Source organism: Actinomadura sediminis (assembly GCF_042675525.1).
Taxonomy (GTDB): domain Bacteria; phylum Actinomycetota; class Actinomycetes; order Streptosporangiales; family Streptosporangiaceae; genus Spirillospora; species Spirillospora sediminis.
Genome location: NZ_JBHTJA010000005.1, coordinates 1 through 25643, shown reverse-complemented (window position 1 = coordinate 25643; position 25643 = coordinate 1). Strand labels below are relative to the sequence as shown.

Sequence of the window (25643 nt, the reverse complement as noted above, 5' to 3'; positions counted from 1 at the left end):
GCCCTCCAGATTGTCGCCAATTTTGTTGATGACTCAGCCTATCGGGAGACGAGCCCGCGAACGTGGATTGAGCGGGCCCCCGGCCCGCGCGGGCCGGGGCGCGCGGGCCGGGGCGGGGGGTCAGGCCACCGGGGGCGTTCCGTGGGTGTGGAACGACTCGATGGTCTGCAGGCCCCACGCCTGTCCCTTGGCGCGTTCTGCCTCGGTCCAGGTGATCGTCCGCCAGTCGGGGGCGAGGATCAGCCGGGCGCCCGGGTTGCACAGCTCCACCCGGTTCCCGCCCGGTTCGTAGACGTACAAGAAGAACGTCTGCTGGATGGCGTGCTTGTGCGGGCCCGTCTCGATGAAGACGCCGTTGTCGAGAAAGATGTCGGCGGCGCGGAGGATGTCCTCCCGGGTGTCGGTCGCGAACGCGATGTGGTGCAGGCGCCCGCGGCCGCCCGTCCGGTCGCGCGTGTAGACGATGTCGTACGACTTGTTCGTGAACGTCATCCAGCGACCGGCGATCGTGCCGTCGTCGAGCCCGATCTGCTCCGTGGGCCGCGCGCCCAGGACGTCCCGCAGGACATCGGTGCTCGGCTCCACCTCGGCGGCCAGGAAGTTGACGTGGTCGAGCCGCCGGACGCACACCCCGAGCGCCGGGTACGCCTGCGCCTGGTTCTTCAGCGACGGCGCCAGCTCGGGCGGCGCCTCGTACCATTCCGACTCCCAGTACAGCTCCAGCTCGTGCCCGTCGGGGTCGCGGAACACGTAGCCGGGGCCGAGGCCGGGGTCGCCGTCGCGCCAGCCGACGCCGAGCCCGGCGTCCTCGATCGCCCGCACGCGGCGGTCGAGCGCCTCCCGCGACGACGTCCGCAGCCCGACCCGGCGGATCCCGGACGTGGCGTGCGCGGTGAGCTTCAGCGAGTGGTGCTCGTAGTCGTCCCAGGTCCGCAGGTAGACCGAGTCGCCCTCGCGGCCGTTCTCGGTGAGGCCCATGACGCGGGTGAAGAACCACAGGCTCTTCTCCGGCTCGGGCGTCAGCAGCTCGACGTGCCCCACGTGCGCGATCTCGTGGGCGGGTGCGCGGTCAGGCGCCATGGGGGTCTCCTGGAGGTCGGGGGAAGACGGTGCCGTCGAACAGCTTGCGGGCCGTCCGGACGATCGCGGCCCGCCGGACGGCCGGGACGCCGCGCGCGCCCGCGCCGTCCGCCGCGTCGAGCCGGACGTCGACGTCGACGCGGCCGGTGGGGTGCTCGATGCCCATCGGCTCGCCGGGCGCGGGGAGCTCGGCCAGGTCGTGGCCGACGGCGCCGTCGATGAGCACGGCGGTCGCGACGGTGACGGCGCCCAGCACCCCGATGGAGGTGTGGACGCGCAGCGGGATGAACGTGCGGGTCCCGATCGTCCCGCCGGCGCGGGGCGGGGCGACGAGGGTGGTCTTCGGGACGGACGCGCCCGAGACGTCCCCGAGTCCCATCAGCTCCCCGGCCCGCAGGCGGAGCGACCGGATCCGGTCGCGCAGCCGGGCCTCGAGCTCGGCGGGGGACTCGTCGCCGGTGACGCCGAAGTCGGCGGCGGCGGCGACCACCACCGGCATCCCGTTGTCGATCAGGGTCGCCTCGACGCCGTCGACGACGTCGCGGACGCGTCCGGTGGGCAGCAGCGCGCCGCCCGTCGCCGAACCCGCGGTGCCCTCGAAGTCGAGCAGGACCGGGGCGGCCGTCCCCGGCACCCCGGAGATCGCGGTGCCGCCCGCGTACGCGGGGCGGCCGCCCGGGGTGGGGAACGTCGCGGTGGCGACGCTCCCCGAGTTCAGCATCCGGACGCGGACGGCCGTCTCCGCGCCGCCCGGCTCGACGAGGCCGCGCTCGACGGCGAACGGGCCGACCCCGGCGAGCAGGTTGCCGCAGTTCTGCCGGACGGAGACGACCGGCTCGTCCACGCCGATCTGCAGGAACAGGTAGTCGACGTCGGCGCCGCCCGGCGCGCCCGCGTCGGGCGACCGCGAGACCACCGCGACCTTGCTGGTCAGCGGGTGGGCGCCGCCGATCCCGTCGATCTGGCGGGGGTCGGGGGTGCCCATGACCCGCAGCAGCAGGTCGTCCCGCGCGGCCGGGTCGGACGGCAGGTCGTCCGCGAGGAAGTACGCGCCCTTCGACGTCCCGCCCCGCATCAGCATGCAGCGCACGCCGCCGGTCACGCGCCCGCCCCGCCTTCGGCCGCGGTCTCCGCCTCGTACTCGGCGTACGGGACGTACTCGATGCCCAGCCCGGGGAGCCGGTCGCGCAGCCCGTACCGGTCGAGGCCCAGCTCGCCGCGCCGGAACGCGGCCCGCGTCGACTCCTCCTTCTCCTCGCGCGCCCGCGCCGCGGCGACCGCCTCCGCGACGCGCCCGCGCGGGACGCACAGGACGCCGTCGTCGTCCGCGACGATCGCGTCCCCGGGCCGGACGACCTGCCCGCCGACGGCGACCGGCACGTTCACCGCGCCCGGCGTGGCCTTCACCGTGCCCTGCGCGCTGACCGCCGCCGACCACACCGGGAACCCCATCGCGTGCAGCTCCGCGACGTCCCGCACGCCCGCGTCGATCACCAGCCCCCGGACGCCCCGGTGCCGCAGGGCGGTCGCGAACAGCTCGCCGAACATGCCGTCCGTCGAGGGCGACGTCGTCGTCACGACCAGGACGTCGCCGGGACGGCACTGCTCGACGGCCACGTGGATCATCAGGTTGTCGCCGGGCCACGACAGCACCGTCACGGCCGTCCCGGCGATCCGCGACCCGAGGTGGACGGGCCGAAGGCCGGGCCCGAGGTAGCCGGTGCGGCCGAGCGCCTCGTGCACCGTCGCGACGCCGACCGCGGCGAGCACGTCCACCTGCGCGAAGTCGGCGCGCGGCGGATCGGTGACCACGACCGTCCTCATGCCAGCTCCCGCGTCGTCTGCGGGTACAGCCGGACGTACGCCTCGGCCATCGTGTCGACGGGCAGCCCCAGGTTCGGGCCCGCGTTCCGCCTGAGCTGGACGCCGCGCCGCTTCGCGAGCGCGGTGTAGTAGTCCCACATGTGCTCCTGCGCGGGCAGGCACTCCATCGCGCGCCGCTTGCGCTCGAACACCGGGGTGATGTCCAGCAGCACGTTCGGCTTGAAGTCGCACTGCTCGGGCTGGTGCGGCTCGAAGAAGAACACCGGCGGGGCGCCCAGCGGCTCGCCCGGCGCGTCGTACCCGATCGCCTGCGCCAGCACCCGCGCCTGCAGCGCCATCCGGGCGGTGGCGGGATGGTCGCCGTTGTAGGGGTCGGCGAGGGGGTGGGTCAGGACGACCGCCGGGTCGACCTCCCGGTAGACGCGCACCAGCCGGTCCACCAGGTCGTGGCTCTCGACCAGGGGGTAGTCGCCGGCGTCGAGGAACTCGATCTCCGCGCCCAGTTCGGCGGCGGCGGCCTCCGCCTCGCTCCGGCGGATCTTCTTGATCTCGTCCAGTCGCTTGCCCTCCCGCCAGGCGCGCGCGGACTCGCCGCGCTCGCCGTAGCTGAGGCACACGACCGTGGCCGGGTCGCCGCGCTCGGCGGCCAGGGCGATGGCGCCCGCCGCGCGCCAGACGAAGTCGCCGGCGTGGGCGCTGATCACCAGGAGGGGACGGGGGGCGTTCTCGGTGCTCATGGCACCTACATTCGACCGTGTAGCCCAGATTGTCAACAATTATGGCGACAAGGCGTCGAGGGCGAGGCCGGACAGCCGGAGCAGCTCCTTGCGGGGGTCCCAGATGCCGGGCACGTCGGTCCCGTCCTCGAACGGCCGCTCCAGCCCGTCCTGGAGCTCGCGGGCCCGGGACCGGGCTTCGTCCGCGACCTCGACCGACTCGCCCGACTCGCAGCGGACGACCTCGGCGAGGGCCCGCAGCAGCCCGGCGTAGTCCGCGCGGAACGTCCGGCTGAGCCGGAGCTCGCCGCTCTCCCCGTCCGTCGCCTCCCGCAGCGTCCCCGCGATCCAGTGCAGGTCCGCCGCCGCGTGCTCCAGCGTCGTCATCTGCCGCGGCGTCCCCCACTGGTCGGCCATCCGCGGGCTCAGCCGGAATCCCCACAGCCGCGCCCGGGGATTGCCGCGCAGGCTCTCCCAGCCCTGGTCGACGGCGAACCGGGCCTGCCTGACGACGTACCCGAGCCGCGGCTGCGCGTCGTCCCACCGCGTCCGCCAGTCCTCGCGCTGGTCGGCCACGCCGTCCGCCAGCTCCTCGAACGACTCCGCCAGGACGTCCCGCACCTGCCGGACCGCGTACTCGGCGCGCCGCAGGTACAGCGGCGGGAACAGCAGGACGTTCACGACGAGCCCGAACGCGAGCCCCACGGCGACGTCGTACAGGCGCGGATGGACGTACGCCACCACCTGGTCGCCCCCGACCAGCAGCGCGAACAGCGCCGTGAACGCCACCTGCGACGACTGGCTGCCGAACCCGCGCCAGCTCGACAGCATGAGCCCGACCACCAGGACGACGGCGATCCCCGCGGTGTTCGGACCGATGAACAGCCCGACCGGGATCGCGAGCCCCGCGCCGACCAGGAACCCCGCCGCGTACCCGATGCTCTCCCGCACCGACCGCGCCACCGTCGGGTACACCCCGAGCAGCGCGGCCAGCGGCGCGAAGTACGGCACCGCGTGCCCCACCAGGTACTTCGCGACGAGCCACGCGCCGACCCCCGCGACGACGCCCTTCACCGTGATCTTGACCCGGTCTTCCCAGGACCGGCGGTCCGTCCGCGGCGCCAGGCGCCGCACCCTCTCTCCCACGCGCACCGATCTTCACTGCCCGCCGTCCCGCCGTTGAACCGCCGCACGGACGGCGCCGGGACGTGACGTCAGCCGCGCAGGTCGGGAGCGAGAGTGATCATCGCGAGCCGCGCGCCGGTCGGGTCCAGGATGGTCGCGAACCGGCCGGGCCGGATGTCGGTCGGCGGGATCGCCATCCGCGCGCCGAGGTCGGTGGCCTTCCACGCCGTGGCGTCACAGTCCTCCACCCAGAAGTACGGGATCCAGTGGGCGCCCCAGTGCGGCGGCCAGTGCTCGTCCATGAACACCATGCCGCCCACCGGCCGGCCCCCGACCTCCCAGGCGGTGTACGGCGCGGCACGGTAGATCCGGTGCTCCACCGGCCGCCAGCCGAAGACCTCGCCGTAGAACCGCCGGGCGCCCTCGATGTCGCGCGACGCCAGCTCGACCCAGCACATGGCCCCCGGCTCCCGGACGATCTCCATGCCCGCCAGCTCGGTCGGCTGCCACAGCGCGAAGTCCGCCCCCTCCAGGTCGGCGTACATGGCCGCGCGCCCGATGCCCAGCCCCGCCATCGGCGCGAAGAGCTCCCGCCCGCCCGCGGCGCGCGCCGCCCGCGCGGTGTCGTCGACGTCGTCGACGCGGAAGTAGACCGTCCAGGACGGCGGCTGCGCGCCGTCCGCGAGGGCCGACAACCCCGCGACCCGGGGGCCCTGCGTCCCGCCGAGCGTGAAGATCTCGTAGTCGCCGAACGCGTCCAGCGCCATCGTGTACGAGGACCAGCCGAACAGCTCGCGGTAGAACCGCTTGGACGCCTCGGGGTCCGGGCTCGCCAGATCCAGCCAGCACGGCGCGCCCGCCTCGTGCCCGGTCACCCTCGGCATCGGCGCCCCCTACCGGTCGCCCCGCGGGCTGATCAGCCCGAGGCGCGCACCGGTCGGGTCCATGACGACCGCGAACCGTCCGGGGTCGATGTCGTCCGGCGGCACGGTGACGGTCGCGCCCAGCCCGGTGGCCCGGTCCGCCGCGGCGTCGCAGTCGGCGACCTGGAAGTACGGGATCCAGTCGCCCGGCCACTCCCGCGGCCACGTCTCGTCCATGTAGACCAGCCCGGCCACCGACAAGGTGCCGACCTTCCAGTTCGTGTACAGGTAGTCGCGGTAGTAGCGCCGTTCCACCGCGCGCCACCCGAAGACCTCGCCGTAGAACCGCCGGGCCTTGTCGACGTCCCGGGTCGCCAGCTCCACCCAGCACATCGTGGACGGCTCCCCGGTGACCTGCGCGCCCCGCAGCTCGTCCCCGTGCGGCTGCCAGACCGCGAAGTCCGACCCCTGGAAGTCGGCGAACATCGCCATCCGCCCCAGGTGGGCGACCTCCGCCGGCGCGACGAGCTCCTGCCCGCCCGCCGCCACGACGTCCCGCGCGACGGCGTCGACGTCCGTCACGGTGAAGTAGCACGTCCACGACGGCGGCTGGTCGGGGTCGGCGAGGCGCTGCATCCCGCCGACCGACGGCCCCTCCGGCCCGCCGAGCGTGAAGATCTCGTAGTCGTCCAGCGTGTCGATCGTCAGCGTGTACGACGTCCAGCCGAACAGCTCGCCGTAGAACCGCCTGGACGTCCCGGGGTCCGGGCTCGCGAGGTCCATCCAGCACGGCGCGCCCGGTTCGTACCGCGTCACCTCGGGCATCGGAGAACCCCCACTTCAGACATCGGTCCCACGCTATGGACGGGCACGCCAACCCTCCCCGCAGCGGTCTCGAAGGATTCACCCGCTTTCCGGCAAACCTTCGCCAACTCCGTGCGGAGCGATCATCGTGACCCACGCGCCGTTCGGGTCCACGACGGCCGCGAACCGGCCCGCCGCCTCGTCCCGCGGCGGGACCGCCACGCGCGCGCCCAGCTCCACGCCGTCGCGCACCGCGGCATCGCAGTCGGCGACCTGGAAGAACGGGATCCAGCCGCCCGGCCGCTTGTCGTCCATGGGGATCAGCCCGGCCACCGGCCGGCGGCCGGCCCGCCAGGTCGTGCGGTCCCCGTGCCGCACCGCGTCCCACCCGAACACCGCACCGTAGAAGGACTCCGCCGGCTCGGCCTCGTACGCCGCCAGTTCCGTCCAGCACATCGCCGCGGGCCGGCCGACGACGTCCGCGCCCTCCACCTCGTGCGGCTGCCAGACCGCGAAGTCCCACCCTTCGAGGTCGGAGTACATGCCGGTGCGCCCGAGGTGGGCGATCTCCGTCGGCGGGAGGAGTTCCCGCCCGCCCGCCGCCACGACCCGCCGCGCGGCCTCCTCGACGCTCTCGGCGTAGAAGTAGCACGTCCACACCGAGGGCTGGGAGGGGTCGGTGAGCCGCTGCATCCCCGCGACCGTCGGGCCGTTCACGCCGCCGAGCGTGAACACGTCGTAGTCGTCCAGCGTGTCGATCGTCAGCGTGTACGACGTCCAGCCGAACAGTCCGCCGTAGAACCGCCTGGACGCCGCCGGATCCGCACTCGCCAGGTCCAGCCAGCACGGCGTTCCCGGCTCGTACGGTGCGGCCTCGTACGGTGCGGCCTCGTACGGTGTGGGCTCCATGAATCCCACGCTACGTACGCGGACGCCAAGCCCTTCGCCCGCGCACGGTCAAGCGTTCACCAGGTCAGAGCTTCTTCGCGCCGATGGCACCGGCGACGAGCGGGAAGCTCTTGGCCAGCTCGGGGCGCCAGTACTTCCAGTTGTGCATGCCCTTGCCGTACAGGCTCTCGGTGACCTCGACCCCGGCCCGCTCGGCGGCCTGGAGGAAGTTGACGTTCATCCGGTAGGCGAGCCGCTCGCCGACCCGCCCCGCGTCCCAGAACGCCGCGTTCGGGTTGTCGTGCTGCCCGGGCTCGCCGTTCCCGCACGACACGTACACGCCGACGCCCTTGAGCTTCTCGACCATCACCGTCGCGTCGTGCTGCCGCCACACGTTCCGGTTCATGATCGGGTCGCCCCAGATCTTCGTCCCCGCCTCCTTGTTGATGGAGACGAGGAACATCGGGACGCCCGGGGCCGTGATGTTCAGGGCGCCGCTGTAGGACGCGACGTACTTGAACATGCCCGTGTGCCGCTGGGCGTAGGTCACCGCGCCCTGCCCGCCGGACGAAAGCCCGATCGCGGCGCGGCTCGTCCCGGCGTGGAAGTTGCGCTCCATCAGCGGGATGACCTCCTCGATGTGGAAGGTCTCCCACATCGGGATGCCGCCCTTGCCGTCGTTCCACCAGTTGCTGTACGAGCCCTGCCAGCCGCCCTCGGGCATCACGACCATGACGTCGTAGTCGTCGACGACCTGCTCGATCTGCGAGTCCTTGGTCCAGGACTGGTAGTTGTTGTTGCCGCCGTGGTACGCGTACACGACCGGCCAGGAGCGCTTGGCGCCGGCCTTCCAGCCCTTGGGCAGCAGCAGCCGCGTCTTGACCGTCGTCCCCAGCGCCGGAGAGGCGATGGAAACGTCGTACATGCGGTTGCCGACCTTCTTGACGTCGGTGATCTTCGCGCCGTCCGGGGCCGCCGCGTACTTGCCGGGCTTGCCGGCGGCGTCGGCCGGCAGCTTCGGCTTCTTGCCGTGGTTCGCCGTGTTGGTGTCGGGGTCGTTCGAGGCCGGCTTCCCCGATCCCGTGTTGAACGGGTCGGTCGTCATCGGCCGGTTCGGCACCTCGGGGATCGGCGACGCGGTCGGCGACGGCGATTCCGACCCCGTCGGGGTCCCGGGGACGCCCGGCCGCGTCGCGGGGCCGAACGACGGCACGGGCTGCGACGCCCCCGCCTGCTCCGAGTCCCGCATCGGCACGCCCACGCCCGCCTGCGCGAGCCCCACCATCAGGGCGGGCAGCAGGACGGCCGCCGTCGCGGTGCCGATGACGGCGATCTTCCGGTCGGTACGCTTTTTCATGGGCTCCCCAGCAGCCGATGGCTCCCAGCCGGTCAGGCCGTACTGCGCTCCGTGCCCCGGCCCGCTACTCACTCGCGGATGAAACTACTGTCCCGGACGTCCCATACGCAAGTATTGGCAAAGAATGCAATAGCAGTGTTACGCGGATAAGTCGACTAGCGGGAACGTGCCAATTCACGAACGCACGGCGCGGTCCAGGGCCTCCCGTTCGGCGGCCGCCCGGCGGGCCCGCTCCTCCTCTGCGGCGACGCGGGCGTCGTAGGCGGAGCGCGCCGCGGCGATCGCGCCCTGGTGCTCCTCCGTCCACGTGACGAGCGCGCGGATCGTCGAGTGCAGGGTCTCCCCCATCGGCGTGAGCTCGTAGTCGACCCGCGGCGGGACGGTCGGGTGGACGGTCCGGCGGACGAGCCCGTCGCGTTCGAGGTGCCGCAGGGTCCGGGTGAGCATGCGCTGGCTGATGCCGTCGATGCGGTTGCGCAGCTCGGTGAAACGGAGGCTGCACCGCTGGTTGAGCAGCGAGATCACCAGCAGCGACCACTTGTCGGCGATGCGGTCGAGGATCTGCCGGACCTCGCAGTCGTTGCGGGCGTACCACTGCAGGACGTCATCGTCGCCGACGGTATCCCCGCAGTAACCGGGGGACTCGAAAGTGCCTTCTTCCATGACACCCGATAGTTCCCGAAGATGGGGCCGGTTACAAGAGGGAACCGGCATCCACAAGGGGAACCGGTCCCGTCGTCGTGAAGGGAACGGGGTCATGTCCACTTCTGCCGTCCGCATGGACGGGCGTACCTGGGCGATGCTGCTGGTGCTGTGCGGCGCGATCTTCCTCGAGGGGATCGACGTCGCGATGCTGAACGTGGCGCTGCCGTCCATCCGGGCGGACCTCGGGCTGTCGACGGGGATGCTCAGCGGTGTGGTGAGCGCCTACGTGCTCGGATACGGCGGCTTCATGCTGCTGGGCGGGCGCGCCGCCGACCTGCTGGGGCACCGCCGCGTCTTCCTGACCTGGCTCGTGGTCTTCCTGCTGTTCTCCGGGCTCGGCGGGTTCGCCACCGAGGGCTGGATGCTGCTGGTCTCCCGGTTCGTGACCGGGGTGGCGTCGGCGTTCATGGCGCCGGCCGGGCTCGCGCTGGTCACCGCGGCGTTCCCGCCGGGACCGGCGCGGACGAGGGCGCTCGGGATCTACGCGGGGACCGCGGCGGGCGGGTTCACGCTCGGTCTGGTGGCGGGCGGGCTGCTCACGTCGCTCGGCTGGCGCTGGGTGTTCTTCGCGCCGGTGATCCTCGCGGCGCTGATCCTGGCGGCGGCCGTCCCGCTGGTGCGGCGACCGGACGGGCCGGAGCCGCGGACGGGCGGGTTCGACCTCGCGGGCTCGCTCGCCGTCACCGGGTCGATGCTGCTGCTCGCGTACGGGGTCGTCCGGCTGGAGCACCCCGGCGAGGGGACCGCGCTGACGGTCGGCGTGTTCGCCGCCGGGGCGCTGCTGCTCGCGGCGTTCGCCGCGATCGAGCGGCGCTCGCGCAGCCCGCTCGTCCGGCTCGGGATCCTGCGGTCGCCCGCGCTGGTGCGGACGAACGTGACCGCGCTGCTGTTCCTCGCCGCCTTCGCCGGCTTCCAGTTCCTGATGACGCTGTACCTGCAGGAACTCCGGGGATGGACGACGTGGCAGACCGGCCTCGCCCTGCTCGCCCTCGGCGCCGACGTGGTGCTGGCCCCCACGCTGACGCCGTACCTGGTGAACCGGTTCGGGAACGTGCGGGTGCTGTTCGGCGGGCTCGTCGTCGCCGCCGTGGCGTACGGGCTGTTCCTGCCGCTCGGCATCGACTGGGCCTATCTCCTCATGTTCCCGATCCTGTTCCTCATCGGGGTCGCGTTCGCGCTGGTGTACGGCCCGCTGACGATGGCCGCGACGGACGGCGTGGACGAGCGCGAGCACGGTGTCGCGGGCGGGCTGCTCTACACCGCGATCCAGTTCGGCATGGCGCTCGGGCTGTCGGCGGTGACGGCCGTCCAGGTCGCGGCGCTGGGCGACGGCACGTCGACGGGGGCCCGGCTCGACGCCCTCCGGGCCGCCCTGCTCGTCCCGTTCGGCGCGGTCCTGCTGGCGGCCGCCGTCACCGCGTTCGGGCTGCGCGCCCGGCGGCGCGCGCCCGATGCGGCGGCGCCCGCCGAGCCCGCCCCGTCCGCCGTCCCGTCCGCCGCCGAGACCGCCGGCTGAGGGGAGCGCGCGGACGGCCGTCCCTCAGGGGGCCGTGGCGGTGATGTCGCCGTTGCCGCTGGTCAGGTCGAGGCGGTGCGGGGCGGACGGGGCGGTGGGGACGTTGACGCGCTCGTCGCCGTTGCCGGTGGTCGCGGAGACGCGGTAGGGGCCGCCGGTGACGGTGACGGTGATGTCGCCGTTGGACGTCTTCGCGCGGACGTCCGCCGGGACGGACGGGACGAGCGTGATGGCCCCGTTCGACGTCTCGACGTCGATGCGGCCGGACTTCAGGTCGTGCCCCTCGATGCCGCCGTTGGACGTCCTCGCCCTGATCGGCCCCGTGACGCCCGCCAGGCCGATCGAGCCCGAGTCGGTCGTGACGTTCACCTCGCCGGCCCTGTGGAGGCGCAGGGAGCCGCTGGACGCGGCGCCGCTCACCGGGACGCCCGCCGGGACGTCGACCGTGTAGCTCGCCGAGCACTCGTCCCCGCAGCCGCCGAGGATCAGGACGCCGTTCTCGATCCGGTGGGTGGCGCCCTCCGGGCGGTCCTCCCGGTAGCGGACGGTGCGGCGCAGGTGCGGCTTCGCGTCGCCGCCCCGGACGGTCACGCTCCCCTCGCGGACGTCGATGCGCACGGACGCGATCCCCGCGGGGAGCCTCGCCTCGTCCCGGAACGTCTCCTCCGGGCCGAACGAGGCGAACGAGACGTCGCAGGCGGCCAGCGCGACCGTCCCGGCGGTGGTGAGGGCGAGGGCGCAGAGCAGCCGGAACACGTTTTCCTCCCGGGTTCGTCGGTTCGCCCCGAACCTACGAACCCGGGAACCGGATGGGCGCCACGCCGGGGAGCCATCCCCGGTGTGGCTCCCAGGTCTCAGCCGAACCGCTCCCGCAGGGCGGGCAGCAGCTCCATCTCCGCCCAGGTGCGGAAGTCCTTCTGGTGCTCGGCGCCGGATTGGCAGAACGAGATGTGCGTGAATCCGGCGTCCGCCCACTGCTGGACCGCTTCGAGGTAGTCGTTCACGTTGTTCCCGCACGGGGCCGACTGCGCCACGTCCTCGGGACGGACGGTCTTCGACGCGGCCTCGAAGTTGACCGGACCCGGCAGTTCGGCCATGACCTTCCAAGCCGGAGCGGAGAACTTCCACACGCGATGGGCCCGCTGCTTGCACTCCTCGTAGTCCTGACCGTAGGCGATCGGGATCTGCCCGTAGACGGGTTTGCCGCCGCCCCCCTCGTTGTTGAAGAGCGACACGACGTCGCCGACCGGCTGGTCGGAGATGAGGAGGTCGGCGTGGCGCGCGGCGAGCCGGCCCGCGCGCGGGCCGAACGCCGCCATGCCGATGCGGACCGGTTCGTCCGGCAGGTCGTACAGCTTCGCCGAGTCGACGGTGAAGTGGCGGCCCTTGTAGTTGACGTAGTCGCCGCCGAACAGCGCGCGGATGATCTCCACGGCCTCGGCGAACATCTCGTGCCGGACGTCCACCGACGGCCAGCCGCGGCCGACGACGTGCTCGTTGAGGTTCTCGCCGGCGCCGAGGCCGAGGGTGAACCGCCCGTCCGACAGGACGCCCATCGTGGCGGCCTTCTGCGCCACCACGGCCGGGTGGTAGCGCATGATCGGGCAGGTCACGAACGTCATCAGCGGGATGTGATGGGTCGCCTGGGCGAGCGCGCCGAGCACCGACCAGGCGTAGGCCGCGTGGCCCTGGTCCTCCAGCCACGGGAAGTAGTGGTCGGAGATGACCGAGTAGTCGAAGCCCGCCTCTTCGGCCTCCACCAGGTCGGTGACCAGCTGCTTCGGCGGTGTCTGTTCGCACAGGAGCGTGTATCCGAATTCCATGCCGCCCCGCATACCCGGCGTGTCCGGGGTGACACGGTCGCCGATCACTTTCCGAGAAGATCCATCAGGTCGTCGGCGTGCTCCTCCTCCTCGGCGAGGATGTCCTCCATCAGGCGGCGGGTGGTGACGTCGCCCTCGCCGAGCCAGCGGATGATCTCCTGGTAGGACTCGATGACGATGCGCTCGGCCACGAGGTTCTCCTCGAGCATGCCGCGCAGATCGTCGTCCTTGAACGTCTTGTACTCGGTGTGCGAGCGCCGCGCGAGCGTCTCGGGGTCGAAGTCGGGGTCCCCGCCGAGCTGGCTGATGCGCTCGGCGGCCCGCATCGCGTGGTCGCGCTCCTCCTGGGCGTGCTCGGTGAACTCGTCGGAGACCTGGGCCCGGTCGATCCCGGACGCGCTGATCGCGTGCTGGGCGTAGCGCATCCAGCAGACGATCTCGGTGGCCAGGACGTCGTTGAGGACGCCGATGACCTGTTCGGGGCTGCGCTTGTAGCCGTCGGTGACCACGCCCTCGTCCATCTTCCGGCGGGCGCGCTCCCGGATCGCCGCCACGTCGATGCTGAAGCTGTTGTCGGCCATGCCCTCTCCTCGTTCCTCGCGGATCGCCCGCTGATCAGCCGATGACGCCCCCCTCCTACCCAGCACCAGATGGTCATGCCTCGCACAAGACGGCGACACTCGGTATCGGTGCGACCACTGTGCGGCTTGGCACCCAGAGTGATGCGTGCTATACGTAGAGCTACCTCGCTGCGACCCCGCGGCGGGGCAGGGACATCCGGTATCCACCTTGGAGTCCGGGCCTGACAAGGAGAAAAGGAACCACATGAAGTCCTTCAGCTACACCGAACTGGACATGCTCGCCGGCGAGGTTCTGCCGGAGCGCGCCGTGCTGTCCACCCTTCTCGTCGGTGGCGGCGACAACGAGAACGAGAACGCCAACCTGAACCTGGGCGGCCACGGCAACGACGGCGGCGACGACACCACGGTCGTCCACAGCACCTGCACGAGCGTCAACGCTCAGCCGCAGGGCGGTCTCGTCGGGGCGCTGGGGCTCAGCTCCAACAACCCGGTCGTCTCGCAGATCTGCCAGCCGACCGCCAGCTCCACCAGCGCCTGACCCAGGTGCTACATCGCGGGCCCTGGCCCGCAACTGGAAGGGCTGGCGTGCACACGCCAGCCCTTCCCCCTTCTTTTAGGGCAAAAGAAGCTTTACGGACGAATCCCCGAAAGCGAGCTATGAACCCTCAGAAATTGACGTACGCCGACCTGGACCGCTTGTCGGGCGAGGTACTCCCCGGGCGCCTCGCGCTGTCGGGCGGCGGCGACACGATCATCTTCTACGCCTGCCAGGCGACGTACTCCCCGGGCACCACGGGCGTGCTCGGCACCGGTCTGCTCGCCCAGCCGCCGCACTCCAGCCTGACGTGCGTCCCGGCGGCCGTCATCAACAAGGGCGCATGAGCACGGGCCCGACGTCGACCGTGGACGGGGCCGAGCCGCCCGCCGTCCTCACGCTGCCGACCCTCGTCGACGGCGCCGAGCTGGTCGGCGAGTTCAAGAACTCCGGTTACCGCGAGCCCCCGCAACTCGTCAGCCTGCCGAACCGCCAGCTCGTCCGGCTGCCGCCGCTGCTGTTCCATGTCGTCAAGGCGCTGCACGAGCACCGCCACCTGGCCGGGACGACCGACGTCGAGACCGCCCTCGACCGGGTGGCCGAAGCCGTCTCGCGGGAGGCGGGCGCCCGGCTGACCGGCGAGCAGATCGTCTACCTCGTCGACCGCAAGCTGGCCCCGCTCGGCGTCACCACCTTCAGCGACGGGACGGCGCCGCCGATCGTCAAGGCGAACCCGTTCCTCGCGCTGAAGTTCAAGGTCGCCGTGATCCCCGAGTCGGTCAGCTCCCTGCTCGGCGGCATGTTCGCCTGGCTGCTGAGCCCCTTCGCGGTGATCCCGGTGATCGCGGCGCTCATCCTCAGCGAGGTCTGGGTGTTCACCTCCCAGTCCGTCGTCGACGCCCTCCGGGACTCCATCCTGAACCCCGTCGGCATCCTGGTGGTCATGGGCCTGGGGGTGCTGTCGGTCGCCTTCCACGAGGTCGGCCACGCCGCCGCGTGCCGGTACGGGGGCGTCAAACCGGGGGTCATGGGGTTCGGCATCTACCTGGTCTGGCCCGCCTTCTACACCGACATCACCGAGTCGTACCGGCTCGGCCGGGGCGGGCGGCTCCGCACCGACCTCGCGGGCGTCTACTTCAACGGCGTGTTCATCATCGCGCTGACGCTGCTGTACGTGCAGACGGGCTACCAGCCGCTGCTCGTCGCGCTGCTCTACGTGAACCTGGAGATCCTGCAGCAGCTCCTGCCGACCCTGCGGTTCGACGGCTACTACATCATCTCCGACCTGGCCGGCATTCCGGACCTGTTCAAGTACATCAAGCCGATCCTGAGCCGGACGCTGCTGCGGCGTCCCCCCGACGCGCTGCTGCGCGACCTGAAGCGGTGGCCGCAGGTCTTCGTCGCGTTCTGGGTCCTCACGGTCTTCCCCGTGATGATCCTGCAACTCGGGATCATCGCGACCCAGGTGCCCGAGCTGCTGCAGCTCGCCTGGGGAAAGGTGCGGACCCTGTTCGAGGACGCCATGGCGGGCGGCGACCCGCTGGTGATGATCGTGGCGGTGCTGCAGACGCTGCTGATCGTGCTGCCGGTCGTCGGCCTCGTGCTGATCGTCTACTCGTTCGGACGCAGGCTGCTGCGGTGGGCGATCCGCTCCGTGCGGGGGCCCGCGCCCGCCGACCGGGGGCCGGCCACCGGCCCGGTGCCGGACGCCTGATCCGGTGCGCGCCCGCCGCGCGCACGACGGCCCATCGAGCGCCGGACGCCCGCGAGCGTCCGGCGCTCACTCGTCCGCACCGGCGTATAAAATGCACCGGGCAACCGTCAATGCATTTTATACGCCTTTCCATTAACGCATTCATGGCGCGGAGCACGGGAATTTACTCGGAGTAAGTTCGTTTTCCCGGAAGGCTCCCCCATTGTTCCGCCGCAGCGCCGCCGCCGCCTGCGCGGCGATCCTCGCCCCGTTCGTCCTTCCCGTCCCGCCCGCGTCCGCGGTCCCGCGGGCGCACCCCCCGTCGCACGTCCAGTCGCACGTCCCCGCGTACACGGGAACGGGCGCGCGGGTGGTCGACGAGACCCGGGTCGCCCGCCGGACCCTCGACCTGACCATCGAGTCGCCGGCGATGGGACGGCGCGAGAAGGTGCGGCTGCTCGTCCCGGACGGCTGGTCGCGGGACGCGCGCCGCACCTGGCCGACGCTGTGGCTGCTGCACGGCGGCGTCGACGACTACACCGCGTGGACGCGCGACACCGACGTCGCGGAGCTCACCGCCGGCTCCGACGTCATCGTCGTCATGCCGAACGGCGGCCGGTGCGGCAATTACTCCGACTGGTGGAACCACGGCGAGGGCGGCCCGCCGCGCTGGGAGACGTTCCACATGACCGAGGTCCGCGGCATCCTCGAACGCGAGTACGGCGCCGGAAGGCGGCGGGCGATCGCGGGCAATTCCATGGGCGGGCTCGGCGCGATGCTGTACGCGGCGCGCTTCCCGGGGATGTTCGAGGCCGCCGCGGCCTTCAGCGGCTACCTGCACACCCTGGACGGGCACACCCCCGGCGACGACTCCACCGGCTGGGGCCCGTCCCTCGCCTGCCCGGGGACGGACTGGCGGCGCGTGTGGGGCGACCCCGACGACCAGGCGGCGATCTGGCACGCCCACAACCCGACCGACCAGGCCGGACGGCTGGCGGGGGTGCGGCTGTGGGTGGCGAGCGGCGACGGGCGGCGCGGCGACCTGGGCGGCTGGCCGTTCACCGACCCGGTCGAGGCGGCCACCTACCGGCACAGCCGCGCGTTCGTCGCACGCCTCCGCGACCACGGGATACCCGTCACGACGCGGTTCTTCCACGGGCAGCACACCTGGCCGTACTGGCAGCGCGAACTGCACGAGGCGTACCCGATGCTCATGCGGGCGCTGCGCGGCTGAGCCGCGCACGGGCCGCCCGCGCGGGCCGTCACGTCTGGGCCGCCCGCACGGGCCGTCACGTCTGCTCGATCGGCTCCTTGCCGGTGGCGGTGCCCGGGGGGCCGTGCCACTCCAGCACGAGGACGGTCGCGTCGTCGTCGAGGCGTCCCGCGTGGTGGTCCAGGATGCTGTGGATGAGCCGCCGCAGCGTCTCCGGGACCGGCAGGCCGTCGGCGTTGCGGCGGATGATGAAGTCGACGAAACGGACGAGCCCGAACTCCCGCTTGTCCGGGTCGCGGGCCTCGACGATCCCGTCGGTGTACAGCAGGAGCCGGTCGCCCGGTTGCAGCTGCTCCTCGCACACCTTCGGGCCGATGCCGAGGTCGGTCCCGAGGGGCGTGCCGGGCTGGGAGTCGAGCTGCGTCACCCAGCGCCCGCCGCGGATGACGACGGGCGCGGGGTGCCCGTAGGAGGCCCACGACAGCACGCCCGTCCGCAGTTGGAGGCGGGCCAGGACGGCGGTGACGAACCGGCCGGACGAGTCCTGTTCGAGCAGCGCCCGCTCGATCGCCCCGCCGATCGCGGCGAGCCCGGCGCCCTCGACCCGGCTGTTGCGGTACGCCGCGACGGCGAGGTTCGACGTCAGCCCGGCGCCGGTGTCGTGCCCCATGGCGTCGAACACCCCCAGGTGCACGATGTCGCCGGACAGTCCGTAGTCGAACGTGTCGCCGCCGAGCTTGTAGGCGGGTTCGAGCGCCGCACCGATGACCACCTGGTCGTTGGCGAAGGTCATCGGCGGCAGCATCCGCCACTGCATCTCCGCCGACACCGTCATGTGCCGCGTCCGCACCAGCCGGGCGAGCGAGTCGCTGGCCGGGCCCTTGCTGACGATCAGCAGCGCGACCAGGCCCGACAGCGTCTCCGCACGCGCCAGGGCGGCGCGATCGCCGTCGGACGTCACGACGCGCAGCACGCCGATCCGCTCGGTCCCGTCGAGCAGCGGCACCCACCATTCCCGGTCGCCGCCGCCGACGCGGTGACCGCGGGTCGGGGCGACGTTCTGGAACGCGCGGCCCGCGAGCGTCCCCTCGATGCGCAGCTCGGCCGGGACGCCGCCCGGGTCCCGTCCGGGCAGCAGGCGCAGGAGGCTCATCTGCAGGTCGGCGACGTACACGAGCACGTCGTGCAGCCCGGCACGCCCGGCGTGCTCGGCGACCACGCCGGGCAGTTGCTCCAGCGCGGTGAGGTGGTTGGCGGCCAGCAGGTCCCCCAGCATGCGCTCGCCGGCACCGTCCACGATCGTCCCCCCGGTCGGTGTGCGGGTACCGCAGTGACCGTGTACCCCCGACCTCGGCGCCTACCCCTGCGGCGTGAGATGGGACACACGGACGTCCCGGGCGGGCCGGGCGGCACGCGATTTTGGAACGTTTGAAAGCACAGGTCACCGGCCCCGTTCATCAGTTTCCGATGAATCACCCCAGAAAGGTACGTCGTGAATTGACACAAGGGATGTGCTAAAACCCGTCATGGGTTCGCCGAGGCGGAAGGACGTCCATGGGCGCGGCAACGGAACTGGATCGGGTGATCGACACCGGACGCTATCCCCTCGCCGCGCCGGCGAGCGCGCGATGGGACGAGGTCGTCTCCGCCACCCGGGCCGAACTGGCGAGGACCGGCTGCTGCGTGCTGCCCGACTTCGTCCGTCCCGAATGGCAGGAGACGCTGCGGGCCGAATGCGCGTCCGTCGAACGGGACGCGCATTTCGACGTCGAAACGGTGAACGCCTACAACATCGACGTGAACACGCCGCTGCCGGACGGCCACCCCGGACGGCTTACGGTGGAACGGGGGAACGCGTTCGTCGCCCGCGACCGGCTGCCGCCGCACCACATCGTCCCCCGCCTCTATTCCGAGCCGCTTTTCCGGCATTTCGTGGCGAGCTGTTTCGGGCTGCCGGAGGTGCACGAGCTGGCCGACCCGCTGTCGGGGCTCGTGCTGAACGTCGTCCGGCCCGGGATGGAGCACCCCTGGCACTTCGACACGAACGAGTTCACGGTCAGCCTGCTGACGCAGGAGGCGGAGGGCGGCGGCGTCTTCGAGTACTGCCCGAACATCCGGTCGGCGGCGGCGGAGAACTTCGACGACGTGCGGCGCGTGCTCACCGGCGAGGGCGCCCACCTCGTCCGCGGCCTCACCCTGCGGCCCGGCGACCTCCAGCTTTTCAAGGGGCGCTACTCGCTGCACCGGGTGAGCGCCGTCCGCGGCGCGACGGCCCGGCACACGGCGATCTTCGCCTACAGCGAGCGCCCGGGGGTCGTGGGCAGCGCCGCCCGCACCCGGCAGCTCTTCGGCCGCGTCCTGCCCGAGCACCTCGCGGCGGACCGCGCCGTCCGGGTGGACGCGCTCCTCGACTGACCCCGCCCCTTCCCCGTCCCGCCAGGCCCGTCCCCCGAGTCCCCGCGTGGAAGGACCGTGATCCGTGCGCGTCGACACGTCCGGAAAGATCTCGCTCGACCACATCTACACGCAGCCCGACCCCCGCGCCTACTTCACGACGCTGCGGGACCTCGACTACCACATCCCCCAGCTCGCCCGCCCGCACTTCGCCGAACTGATCGACGAATACCGCAGGGCCCGGAACGTCGCGGTCCCGACGGTTCTCGATATCGGCTGCTCCTACGGCATCAACGCGGCCCTGCTGAAGTACGGGATCACGATGGGCGAGCTGTACGAGCGCTACAGCGGCGCCGACGCCCACCGGCGGACGCGCGACGCGCTGCTGGCCCGCGACCGCGAGCTGAGCCGCCGCGGTCCGCGCACCGCACCCGCGCGCTTCATCGGCCTGGACGCCTCCGGCAGCGCCCTCTCGTACGCGCTCGACGCCGGTTTCCTGGACGGCGCCGTCCACGCCGACCTCGAGAACGACGATCCGACCGGGCCGCAGCGCGACCTGCTCGCGGAGACCGACCTGGTGGTCTCCACCGGCTGCCTCGGCTACGTCACCGAGCGGACGATCGCGCGCGTCGTCGACGCGTGCGGCGGGCGGCGCCCGTGGATGGCGCACTTCATCCTGCGGATGTTCCCGTTCGCCCCGATCGCCGAGACGCTCGCCGCGGCCGGCTACGAGACCGTCCGCCGGGAGGGCCTGTTCCGGCAGCGCCGGTTCGCGACACCGCAGGAGCGCGAGAACGTCCTGCTGCGGCTCGCGGACGCCGGCGTCGACCCGCAGGGCCTGGAGACGGAAGGCTGGTACTACGCCGAACTGCACGTGTCCCGGCCCCGCCCCTGATCCCGTGCCGGTCCCCGCGCGCCCCCGGCCCGCCTGGCCCGGAGCCGTCCCGCCGGTCGGCCTCCCGGGCCCGGGCCGGGGGCCGGCCGTCCGGCACCGACCGCACTCGCCCGCCCCCCACGATCCGGAAACCGAGGTCCGACTTTGAACGAGCTCTCCTCCCGCACCTTCGGCAACGAGGACGCGCTGCCGCGGGTGCCGCTGCCCGCGCTCGACGAGACCGGCGCGCGGTTCCTGCGGTGGTGCGAGCCCCTGCTCACCGCGGACGAGCTCGCACGCACCGAAGCGGCGCTGGACGACTTCCTCCGCCCGGACGGGCCGGGACGGCGGCTGCACGCGGAGCTCGAACGGTTCGACCGGAGCGAGGGCGTGCACAGCTGGCTCGACACGTTCTGGCCGTACCGGTACCTGGGGCGCCGCGACCGCATCGCGCTCAACGCGAACTTCTTCTTCCTGTTCCGCGACTCCGGGGAGACGCAGGTCGCGCGGGCGGCCGGGCTGATCGCGGGCGCGCTGGACTACAAGCTGCGGCTGGACGACGAGCGGGTGCCGCCGGTCGTGCAGCGGGGGCGCCCGCTGTCGATGGAGCAGAACAAGTTCCTGTTCTCGACGACGCGGATCCCCGGGGCCGAACAGGACACCGTCCGCGCGCCGTACAGCGACGCGTGGCCGGGGCCGTCGACCGCGCGGCACATCGTCGTGTTCTTCCGCGGCACCATGGTCCGGATGGACGTGCTCGGGCCGGGCGGGCGTCCGCACACGCTCGACGAGCTCGCCGCGGGCCTCGAGACGATCATGAAGGCGGAGCCGTCGCCGGAGCCGTCCCCGGGGCACCTGACCACGAAGGCGCGGGCCGAGTGGGCCGCGAGCCGGGACGCGCTGATCGCCCTCGACCCGCGCAACGCGCGGGCACTCGACGACGTGGAGACCGCGCTGTTCTGCGTCTGCCTCGAGGACTTCGTCCCGGCGTCGACGCAGGAGGCGTGCGACAACCTGCTGCACGGCGACAGCGCCAACCGGTGGTTCGACAAGGCCGTGTCGTTCATCGTCTTCGGGGACGGCTCGGCCGGCATCAACGTGGAGCACTGCGGGCTGGACGGGACGACGATCCTCAGCTTCGTGGACGCGCTGCTCGGCGAGCCCGCGGCGGAGCAGTCGTCGCGGTCGGGCGCCCGGAGCCAGGGGCTCCCGGCGGTCGAGCCGATCGAGTTCGTCCTCGACGACGCCCTGCGCGCGGACGTGCGGGCGGCGGCCGCGGCGTTCGCCGACTACGCCGCGGCGACCGCCACGGCCTGCGTCGAGTTCGACGACTTCGGCTCCCGGGACGCGAAGGACCTCGGGATGTCGCCCGACGCGTTCGTCCAGATGGCCTACCAGCTGGCGCACAAGCGCGCGAAGGGACGGGTCGGCGCGACGTACGAGTCGATCGCGACGCGCCAGTACCGGCGGGGCCGCACGGAGGCGATGCGGGTCGTCACGCCCGAGGTGCTGAGGTTCGTCGAGGTCATGGACGACCCGGCCGCGCGGGCCGGCGACCGCCGGGACGCGTTCCGCGCCGCCGCCGACGCGCACGTGCGGCGCGCGAAGGAGTGCCAGGCGGGGCGGGCGCCGGAGCAGCACCTGTGGGAGCTCCAGCTCATCGCGAAGCGGCGCGGGGACGCCGAGCCGCTGCCGCTGTTCGACTCCCCCGGCTGGACCGTCATGCGGGACGACTACCTCAGCACGAGCTCGGCGCCGTCGACGAACATCCGGTACTTCGGGTTCGGGTCGACGAGCGAGCAGTGCATCGGCGTCGCGTACGTCCTGCTCCCGGACCGCTTCAACGTGTACCTGAGCACCCCGCGCCCGGTCGCGGACGCGATGTTCGACTTCGCCGGCCGCCTCCGCGAGGCCGTCCGCGAACTGCGGGAGCTCCTTACCGGCTGACCTGGCCGACCGATCTGGCCGGCCGATCTGGCCGGCAGGCCTTCAGTGCCCCGGGCGCGCCGCCCGGGGCACCCGCCCGGCCGGGTACAGCCAGCGCCGCAGCAGCCGGCTCAGCGTCGGCATCACCAGCAGGGTGAGCAGCGGGACGATGATCGCGGGGAACAGCACGGCCCGCAGCGGCAGCGGCCAGTCCCGCGCGAGCGGGGTGACGAACATCTGCAGCAGGAGGCTGAGCGGGTAGACGGCGCAGAACGTCACGACGATCATCTTCGCCTTCGACGGCGCGGGCACCGACTCGCCCGGAAGGCTGAACCAGGTCTCGAGCCCGGTGGTGTGGTGCCGGTGCTCCACCGCGATGCCGCCGAGCCGCCCGATCACGTCGCGGCGTTCCGGCGACTCGAGCCACGTGTCGAGGCTTTCCCGGTCGTCGAACCGGACGAGCGTGTAGTAGCGGTGCCGTCCGCCCTCGGCCCGCAGCCACATGGCGTCCTCGTGCCCCGGGTACCGGCTCGCGGCCTCGTGGAGCGACTCCGTCCACCGCTCGAAGTCGCGCTCGCGCCCCGGCCTGACGTCCCAGGTGAACACGACCGTCACCGGTTCCCGCCCCCGCTGCTCCATGCCCGGAACCTCACCCCTGCGCCCCGTTCCATGCACGCGCCCCGGTCGTCTTCCGCCCCCGGACGGACCGGGGGCACGGCGCTCGCGCGGCGAAGGCCGCCCACGGGCGCGGGGCCCGGGAGCGGCCTTCGCCGCCATCGGCTCGGGCGCGGCGGCCGCCGTCAGCTCGCGAGGGCCTCGGTCGGGGAGAGGCGGGATGCGCGGACGGCCGGGTAGAGGCCCGCGACCGCGCCGATGAGGAGCGTGGCGAGGACCCCGCCGCCGACCGCCCAGAGCGGGACCACCACCGGCCAGCCCTGGTACATCGCGTACACCGAGGTGATCACGGTTCCGATGAGCGCGCCGCCCACGCCGCCGAGCGCGGACAGCAGCAGCGACTCGGTGAGGAACTGGGCGCGGATCTGGCCGCGCGTCGCGCCCAGCGACCGGCGCAGGCCGATCTCCGCGCGCCGCTCCAGCACCGAGATGACCATGGTGTTGGCCACGCCCACGCCGCCGACCAGCAGCGCGACCGCACCGACGCCCAGCAGCAGCCCGGTGAACGCCTCGCCCGCCGCCTGCCGCGCCGCCAGCGCGTCGGACGGACGCGACACCTCGACCTCGTTGGGCGCCTCGGGATTCGCGGTGGGGCCCAGCACGCCGCGGACGTCCTCGACGGCGGCGTCCCGGGACCGGGTGTAGACGGTCGTGGCGTGCCCGTCGAAGCCGAGTTCGGACGCCGCGACCGGCCAGCCGACGAGCGCGGCGGTGTCCAGCTCGGGCGCCAGCCCGGCCGGCTCCAGGATGCCGATGACGGTGAAGTGCTCGCCGCCGATCAGCACCTGGACGTCCGGTCCGGCCTTGCCGATGCCGAGCCGCTCGGCGGCCTTCGCGCCGAGGACGGTCGCCGGGAAGCGGCCGGTCGCGGCGTTCAGCCACACGCCGTCGGCGAGTTCGGCGCCGACGGCGCCGCGCAGGTCGGTGCGCGCCGCGTACGCGGCGATGCCCCTGGTGTCGCTCTCCGGGACCTTCGAGTTCCGGTACACGCCGACGTCGCCGAGCAGGCCGATCGCCGACACCTCCCGCACCGGCGCGATCCGCTCCACCATCGCCTCGGCCTTCAGCGGAAGCCGCGCCTCCTCCCCGGTCATGGTGCTGCCGGGCGCGACGGTGAGCAGGTTCGTGCCGAGCGCGTCGAGGGCGCGGTCCAGCTCCGCCCGCGACGAGGACGACACGCCGACGACCGCGACCATCGCGGCGATGCCGATCGCGATGCCGAGCGCGGACAGGAACGCCCGCATCGGCCGCGTCCGCAGCCCGACCGCACCGACCCGGACGACGTCGCGCGGCCCCAGCCGGGCGGGCCGCAGGGCCGTCCCGCCCGCCATCAGGCCACCCCCGCGGGTTCCGCCGCCGAGTCGGACCGGACCCGTCCGTCGCGCATCCGGACCCGCCGGGGCAGCCCGGCCGCGATCTCCCGGTCGTGCGTGATGACGACGACGGTCGTCCCGGCGGCGTTCAGCTCCCGCAGCAGCGTCATCACCCCGTCGCCCGAGACCGAGTCGAGCGCGCCCGTCGGCTCGTCCGCCAGCAGCAGCGCCGGTTCCCCGGCGACGGCCCGCGCGATCGCGACCCGCTGCCGTTCGCCGCCGGACAGCTCGTGCGGCTCGTGGTCGAGCCGGTGCCCGAGCCCGACCCGTTCGAGCGCCTCGGCCGCGCGGTCGCGGCGGGCACCGAGCCGCAGGCCGGTGTACAGGAGCCCGTCCGCGACGTTGTCGAGTGCGCGCGTCCCGGCCGCCAGGTGGAACTGCTGGAAGACGAACCCGATCGTGGACGCCCGCAGCGCCGACAGCCTCGCGTCCGGGAGCCGCCCCACGTCGTGCCCGCCGATGTGGACGGTCCCGGACGTCGGGCGGTCGAGGGTGCCGAGGACGTTCAGCATCGTCGACTTGCCCGACCCGGACGGCCCGACGATCGCGACGAGCTCGCCCGCCGCGACGTGCAGGGACACCCCGCCGAGGGCGCGGACGCCGCCGGGGTACTCCTTCGTCACGTCCCGCAGCTCGATCATTCCGCCGTCCCCACGACCGTGCCGGCGGTGATGCCGGGCCCGGAGATCTCGACCCTTCCGCCCGCGAACAGGCCGGTCTCGACCGGGACGAACGCCGAGGCGCCGTCCTTGACGACCTCGACGCCGAACCCGCCCTCGCTCAGCGCCACCAGCGCCGTCACCGGGACGGTCAGGACGTCCTCCTTCTGCCCGGCGGTGAACGTGACGTCGACGGACGCGAGGGCGTAGCCGGCGGCGGCCTTCGCGGCCTCGTCGGAGTCGAGCCACACCGTCACCTCCACCTTCGTGGTCGGCTCCTCGCCCTGCCCGCCCTGGTCGATCACGGTCGTGACCTCGTCGATCTCCGCCCGGACCGGCTCGTTCTCCGGCAGGGCGACCTCGACGGCCGCGCCCTTCCTCGCCATCCGCTGCTCGGACGTCTCGAGCTCGACGGTCACGGCCTTCACGGTGCCGGTGTAGGCGAGCACCTTCGCGCCCGGCCCGACCGGCTCGCCGACGCTCGCCTGCAGGCCGTCCACCCGGACCGCGCCGTCCGCGAACACCACCCGTCCGGGCTCGACGATCCCGGTCTCCGCGACGCCGATGTCGTCCTGCCATTCCCGGACGGCTTCGGCGGTCGCGCTCGTGTACGCGTCGTCGACGGTGAACCCGCCGTAGCCGAGCGCGCTCAGGTTGGCCTCGAACCGCTTCACGTCCGCGCCCTCCGTACCGGTGCGCAGCGGCCGGTAGGCGGGCTTCGACCCGTACATCAGCACCACCGGGTCGCCGTCCACCTCGTACAGTTCCCGCCCGCGCTCGATCTCGGCGCCGCTCTCGGGCAGGTCGGTGAGCGTGCCCTTGAGGCCGCAGGCGGCGATGCGGGCCGGGCCGTAGCCGAGTTCGCCGTCCACGGTCTCGGTGTCCTTGAGCGTCTGCCGGGTCACCTCGACGGTGTGCGGCGGCAGGCCCGTCGCCGCCGCCTCGCCCGGCCGCCCGCCGCCGCCCAGCGCGACGTACGCGCCGCCCCCGCCGGCCGCCGCGACGGCCGCCGCGGCCGG

General features: G+C 72.8%; 26 protein-coding genes. 8 read left to right on the top strand and 18 right to left on the bottom strand.

The window, feature by feature from the left end:
• Window positions 1-120 precede the first annotated feature (120 nt).
• From ACFQ11_RS04705 to ACFQ11_RS04660, 10 genes are all read right to left on the bottom strand, one after another.
• Window positions 121-1080 (bottom strand): catechol 2,3-dioxygenase, encoded by a 960-nt coding sequence (locus tag ACFQ11_RS04705; RefSeq protein ID WP_378296556.1) that lies wholly within the window; start codon window positions 1078-1080, stop codon window positions 121-123.
• Window positions 1070-2182: a 4-oxalomesaconate tautomerase gene (locus ACFQ11_RS04700; RefSeq protein ID WP_378296555.1), complete on the bottom strand. Its 1113-nt coding sequence runs from the start codon at window positions 2180-2182 to the stop codon at window positions 1070-1072. Before ACFQ11_RS04700 ends, ACFQ11_RS04705 begins: the two co-directional genes overlap by 11 nt.
• Window positions 2179-2904: a 4-carboxy-4-hydroxy-2-oxoadipate aldolase/oxaloacetate decarboxylase gene (locus ACFQ11_RS04695; RefSeq protein ID WP_378296553.1), complete on the bottom strand. Its 726-nt coding sequence runs from the start codon at window positions 2902-2904 to the stop codon at window positions 2179-2181. Before ACFQ11_RS04695 ends, ACFQ11_RS04700 begins: the two co-directional genes overlap by 4 nt.
• On the bottom strand, window positions 2901-3641 hold the full coding sequence (locus ACFQ11_RS04690) for a PIG-L deacetylase family protein (protein WP_378296552.1): 741 nt from the start codon (window positions 3639-3641) through the stop codon (window positions 2901-2903). Before ACFQ11_RS04690 ends, ACFQ11_RS04695 begins: the two co-directional genes overlap by 4 nt.
• A gap of 39 nt (window positions 3642-3680) precedes the next feature.
• Window positions 3681-4766 (bottom strand): FUSC family protein, encoded by a 1086-nt coding sequence (locus ACFQ11_RS04685; RefSeq protein WP_378296551.1) that lies wholly within the window; start codon window positions 4764-4766, stop codon window positions 3681-3683.
• A 68-nt stretch (window positions 4767-4834) separates the two neighbouring features.
• A complete protein-coding gene (locus ACFQ11_RS04680; RefSeq protein WP_378296550.1) occupies window positions 4835-5629 on the bottom strand; it encodes a VOC family protein in 795 nt (264 codons plus the stop codon).
• A 9-nt stretch (window positions 5630-5638) separates the two neighbouring features.
• On the bottom strand, window positions 5639-6433 hold the full coding sequence (locus ACFQ11_RS04675; protein ID WP_378296549.1) for a VOC family protein: 795 nt from the start codon (window positions 6431-6433) through the stop codon (window positions 5639-5641).
• Window positions 6434-6511: 78 nt separating this feature from the next.
• Window positions 6512-7321: a VOC family protein gene (locus tag ACFQ11_RS04670; protein WP_378296548.1), complete on the bottom strand. Its 810-nt coding sequence runs from the start codon at window positions 7319-7321 to the stop codon at window positions 6512-6514.
• 64 nt (window positions 7322-7385) lie between these two features.
• A complete protein-coding gene (locus ACFQ11_RS04665; RefSeq protein WP_378296547.1) occupies window positions 7386-8657 on the bottom strand; it encodes an alpha/beta hydrolase in 1272 nt (423 codons plus the stop codon).
• A 174-nt stretch (window positions 8658-8831) separates the two neighbouring features.
• On the bottom strand, window positions 8832-9320 hold the full coding sequence (locus ACFQ11_RS04660; protein WP_378296546.1) for a winged helix-turn-helix transcriptional regulator: 489 nt from the start codon (window positions 9318-9320) through the stop codon (window positions 8832-8834).
• 94 nt (window positions 9321-9414) lie between these two features.
• On the opposite strand from ACFQ11_RS04660, the gene ACFQ11_RS04655 reads away from it, so the two are divergent.
• Window positions 9415-10878 carry an MFS transporter gene (locus tag ACFQ11_RS04655; protein ID WP_378296545.1) on the top strand — a complete coding sequence of 488 codons (1464 nt, stop codon included), beginning with the start codon at window positions 9415-9417 and terminating at the stop codon, window positions 10876-10878.
• 24 nt (window positions 10879-10902) lie between these two features.
• Here the strand turns inward: ACFQ11_RS04655 and ACFQ11_RS04650 are convergent, their stop codons facing one another.
• The 3 genes from ACFQ11_RS04650 to ACFQ11_RS04640 all read right to left on the bottom strand — a co-directional run bounded on the left by ACFQ11_RS04650 (window position 10903) and on the right by ACFQ11_RS04640 (window position 13282).
• On the bottom strand, window positions 10903-11634 hold the full coding sequence (locus ACFQ11_RS04650; RefSeq protein ID WP_378296544.1) for a DUF4097 family beta strand repeat-containing protein: 732 nt from the start codon (window positions 11632-11634) through the stop codon (window positions 10903-10905).
• 98 nt (window positions 11635-11732) lie between these two features.
• Entirely contained in the window at window positions 11733-12701 is a 969-nt protein-coding gene (locus tag ACFQ11_RS04645; protein WP_378296543.1) for a TIGR03557 family F420-dependent LLM class oxidoreductase, read from the bottom strand.
• A 44-nt stretch (window positions 12702-12745) separates the two neighbouring features.
• The gene (locus ACFQ11_RS04640; protein WP_378296542.1) at window positions 12746-13282 is read right to left on the bottom strand and encodes a ferritin-like domain-containing protein; all 537 of its coding nucleotides are present in this window, start codon (window positions 13280-13282) and stop codon (window positions 12746-12748) included.
• Between the two features lie 244 nt (window positions 13283-13526).
• Between ACFQ11_RS04640 and ACFQ11_RS04635 the strand changes: the two genes are divergently transcribed.
• From ACFQ11_RS04635 to ACFQ11_RS04620, 4 genes are all read left to right on the top strand, one after another.
• The gene (locus ACFQ11_RS04635) at window positions 13527-13820 is read left to right on the top strand and encodes a hypothetical protein (RefSeq protein ID WP_378296541.1); all 294 of its coding nucleotides are present in this window, start codon (window positions 13527-13529) and stop codon (window positions 13818-13820) included.
• Window positions 13821-13954: 134 nt separating this feature from the next.
• Entirely contained in the window at window positions 13955-14164 is a 210-nt protein-coding gene (locus ACFQ11_RS04630) for a hypothetical protein (RefSeq protein WP_378296539.1), read from the top strand.
• Window positions 14161-15531, top strand: coding sequence for a zinc metalloprotease (locus ACFQ11_RS04625; RefSeq protein ID WP_378296538.1), 1371 nt, complete (start codon window positions 14161-14163; stop codon window positions 15529-15531). Before ACFQ11_RS04630 ends, ACFQ11_RS04625 begins: the two co-directional genes overlap by 4 nt.
• 202 nt (window positions 15532-15733) lie before the next feature.
• Complete coding sequence (locus ACFQ11_RS04620) at window positions 15734-16744, top strand: alpha/beta hydrolase (protein ID WP_378296537.1); 1011 nt, start codon at window positions 15734-15736, stop codon at window positions 16742-16744.
• A 55-nt stretch (window positions 16745-16799) separates the two neighbouring features.
• On the opposite strand, the gene ACFQ11_RS04615 is transcribed toward ACFQ11_RS04620, so the two are convergent.
• Window positions 16800-18020: a PP2C family protein-serine/threonine phosphatase gene (locus tag ACFQ11_RS04615; RefSeq protein WP_378296535.1), complete on the bottom strand. Its 1221-nt coding sequence runs from the start codon at window positions 18018-18020 to the stop codon at window positions 16800-16802.
• Between the two features lie 257 nt (window positions 18021-18277).
• Between ACFQ11_RS04615 and ACFQ11_RS04610 the strand changes: the two genes are divergently transcribed.
• The 3 genes from ACFQ11_RS04610 to ACFQ11_RS04600 all read left to right on the top strand — a co-directional run bounded on the left by ACFQ11_RS04610 (window position 18278) and on the right by ACFQ11_RS04600 (window position 21938).
• Entirely contained in the window at window positions 18278-19138 is an 861-nt protein-coding gene (locus ACFQ11_RS04610) for a HalD/BesD family halogenase (RefSeq protein ID WP_378296534.1), read from the top strand.
• A gap of 64 nt (window positions 19139-19202) precedes the next feature.
• Window positions 19203-20012, top strand: coding sequence for a class I SAM-dependent methyltransferase (locus ACFQ11_RS04605; protein ID WP_378296533.1), 810 nt, complete (start codon window positions 19203-19205; stop codon window positions 20010-20012).
• A gap of 144 nt (window positions 20013-20156) precedes the next feature.
• Window positions 20157-21938 carry a choline/carnitine O-acyltransferase gene (locus ACFQ11_RS04600; protein ID WP_378296532.1) on the top strand — a complete coding sequence of 594 codons (1782 nt, stop codon included), beginning with the start codon at window positions 20157-20159 and terminating at the stop codon, window positions 21936-21938.
• Between the two features lie 42 nt (window positions 21939-21980).
• Here the strand turns inward: ACFQ11_RS04600 and ACFQ11_RS04595 are convergent, their stop codons facing one another.
• From ACFQ11_RS04595 to ACFQ11_RS04580, 4 genes are all read right to left on the bottom strand, one after another.
• Window positions 21981-22556: an antibiotic biosynthesis monooxygenase gene (locus ACFQ11_RS04595; RefSeq protein WP_378296531.1), complete on the bottom strand. Its 576-nt coding sequence runs from the start codon at window positions 22554-22556 to the stop codon at window positions 21981-21983.
• Window positions 22557-22717: 161 nt separating this feature from the next.
• Window positions 22718-23923, bottom strand: a complete 1206-nt coding sequence (locus tag ACFQ11_RS04590) for an ABC transporter permease (RefSeq protein WP_378296530.1) — start codon at window positions 23921-23923, stop codon at window positions 22718-22720.
• The gene (locus tag ACFQ11_RS04585; RefSeq protein ID WP_378296528.1) at window positions 23923-24606 is read right to left on the bottom strand and encodes an ABC transporter ATP-binding protein; all 684 of its coding nucleotides are present in this window, start codon (window positions 24604-24606) and stop codon (window positions 23923-23925) included. The genes ACFQ11_RS04590 and ACFQ11_RS04585 overlap by 1 nt, the downstream gene beginning before the upstream one ends.
• Window positions 24603-25643, bottom strand: a 1041-nt coding sequence (locus tag ACFQ11_RS04580; protein ID WP_378296526.1) for a peptidoglycan-binding protein, incomplete at its 5' end; no start/stop codon positions are given. The genes ACFQ11_RS04585 and ACFQ11_RS04580, both read right to left, overlap by 4 nt.

Coding starts and splice junctions, on each gene's coding strand:
- ACFQ11_RS04705 (WP_378296556.1), bottom strand. CDS start 1,080: ATGGCGCCTGACCGCGCACCCGCCCACGAGATCGCGCACGTGGGGCAC.
- ACFQ11_RS04695 (WP_378296553.1), bottom strand. CDS start 2,904: ATGAGGACGGTCGTGGTCACCGATCCGCCGCGCGCCGACTTCGCGCAG.
- ACFQ11_RS04690 (WP_378296552.1), bottom strand. CDS start 3,641: ATGAGCACCGAGAACGCCCCCCGTCCCCTCCTGGTGATCAGCGCCCAC.
- ACFQ11_RS04680 (WP_378296550.1), bottom strand. CDS start 5,629: ATGCCGAGGGTGACCGGGCACGAGGCGGGCGCGCCGTGCTGGCTGGAT.
- ACFQ11_RS04675 (WP_378296549.1), bottom strand. CDS start 6,433: ATGCCCGAGGTGACGCGGTACGAACCGGGCGCGCCGTGCTGGATGGAC.
- ACFQ11_RS04670 (WP_378296548.1), bottom strand. CDS start 7,321: ATGGAGCCCACACCGTACGAGGCCGCACCGTACGAGGCCGCACCGTAC.
- ACFQ11_RS04665 (WP_378296547.1), bottom strand. CDS start 8,657: ATGAAAAAGCGTACCGACCGGAAGATCGCCGTCATCGGCACCGCGACG.
- ACFQ11_RS04660 (WP_378296546.1), bottom strand. CDS start 9,320: ATGGAAGAAGGCACTTTCGAGTCCCCCGGTTACTGCGGGGATACCGTC.
- ACFQ11_RS04655 (WP_378296545.1), top strand. CDS start 9,415: ATGTCCACTTCTGCCGTCCGCATGGACGGGCGTACCTGGGCGATGCTG.
- ACFQ11_RS04645 (WP_378296543.1), bottom strand. CDS start 12,701: ATGGAATTCGGATACACGCTCCTGTGCGAACAGACACCGCCGAAGCAG.
- ACFQ11_RS04640 (WP_378296542.1), bottom strand. CDS start 13,282: ATGGCCGACAACAGCTTCAGCATCGACGTGGCGGCGATCCGGGAGCGC.
- ACFQ11_RS04635 (WP_378296541.1), top strand. CDS start 13,527: ATGAAGTCCTTCAGCTACACCGAACTGGACATGCTCGCCGGCGAGGTT.
- ACFQ11_RS04625 (WP_378296538.1), top strand. CDS start 14,161: ATGAGCACGGGCCCGACGTCGACCGTGGACGGGGCCGAGCCGCCCGCC.
- ACFQ11_RS04610 (WP_378296534.1), top strand. CDS start 18,278: ATGGGCGCGGCAACGGAACTGGATCGGGTGATCGACACCGGACGCTAT.
- ACFQ11_RS04595 (WP_378296531.1), bottom strand. CDS start 22,556: ATGGAGCAGCGGGGGCGGGAACCGGTGACGGTCGTGTTCACCTGGGAC.
- ACFQ11_RS04590 (WP_378296530.1), bottom strand. CDS start 23,923: ATGGCGGGCGGGACGGCCCTGCGGCCCGCCCGGCTGGGGCCGCGCGAC.
- ACFQ11_RS04585 (WP_378296528.1), bottom strand. CDS start 24,606: ATGATCGAGCTGCGGGACGTGACGAAGGAGTACCCCGGCGGCGTCCGC.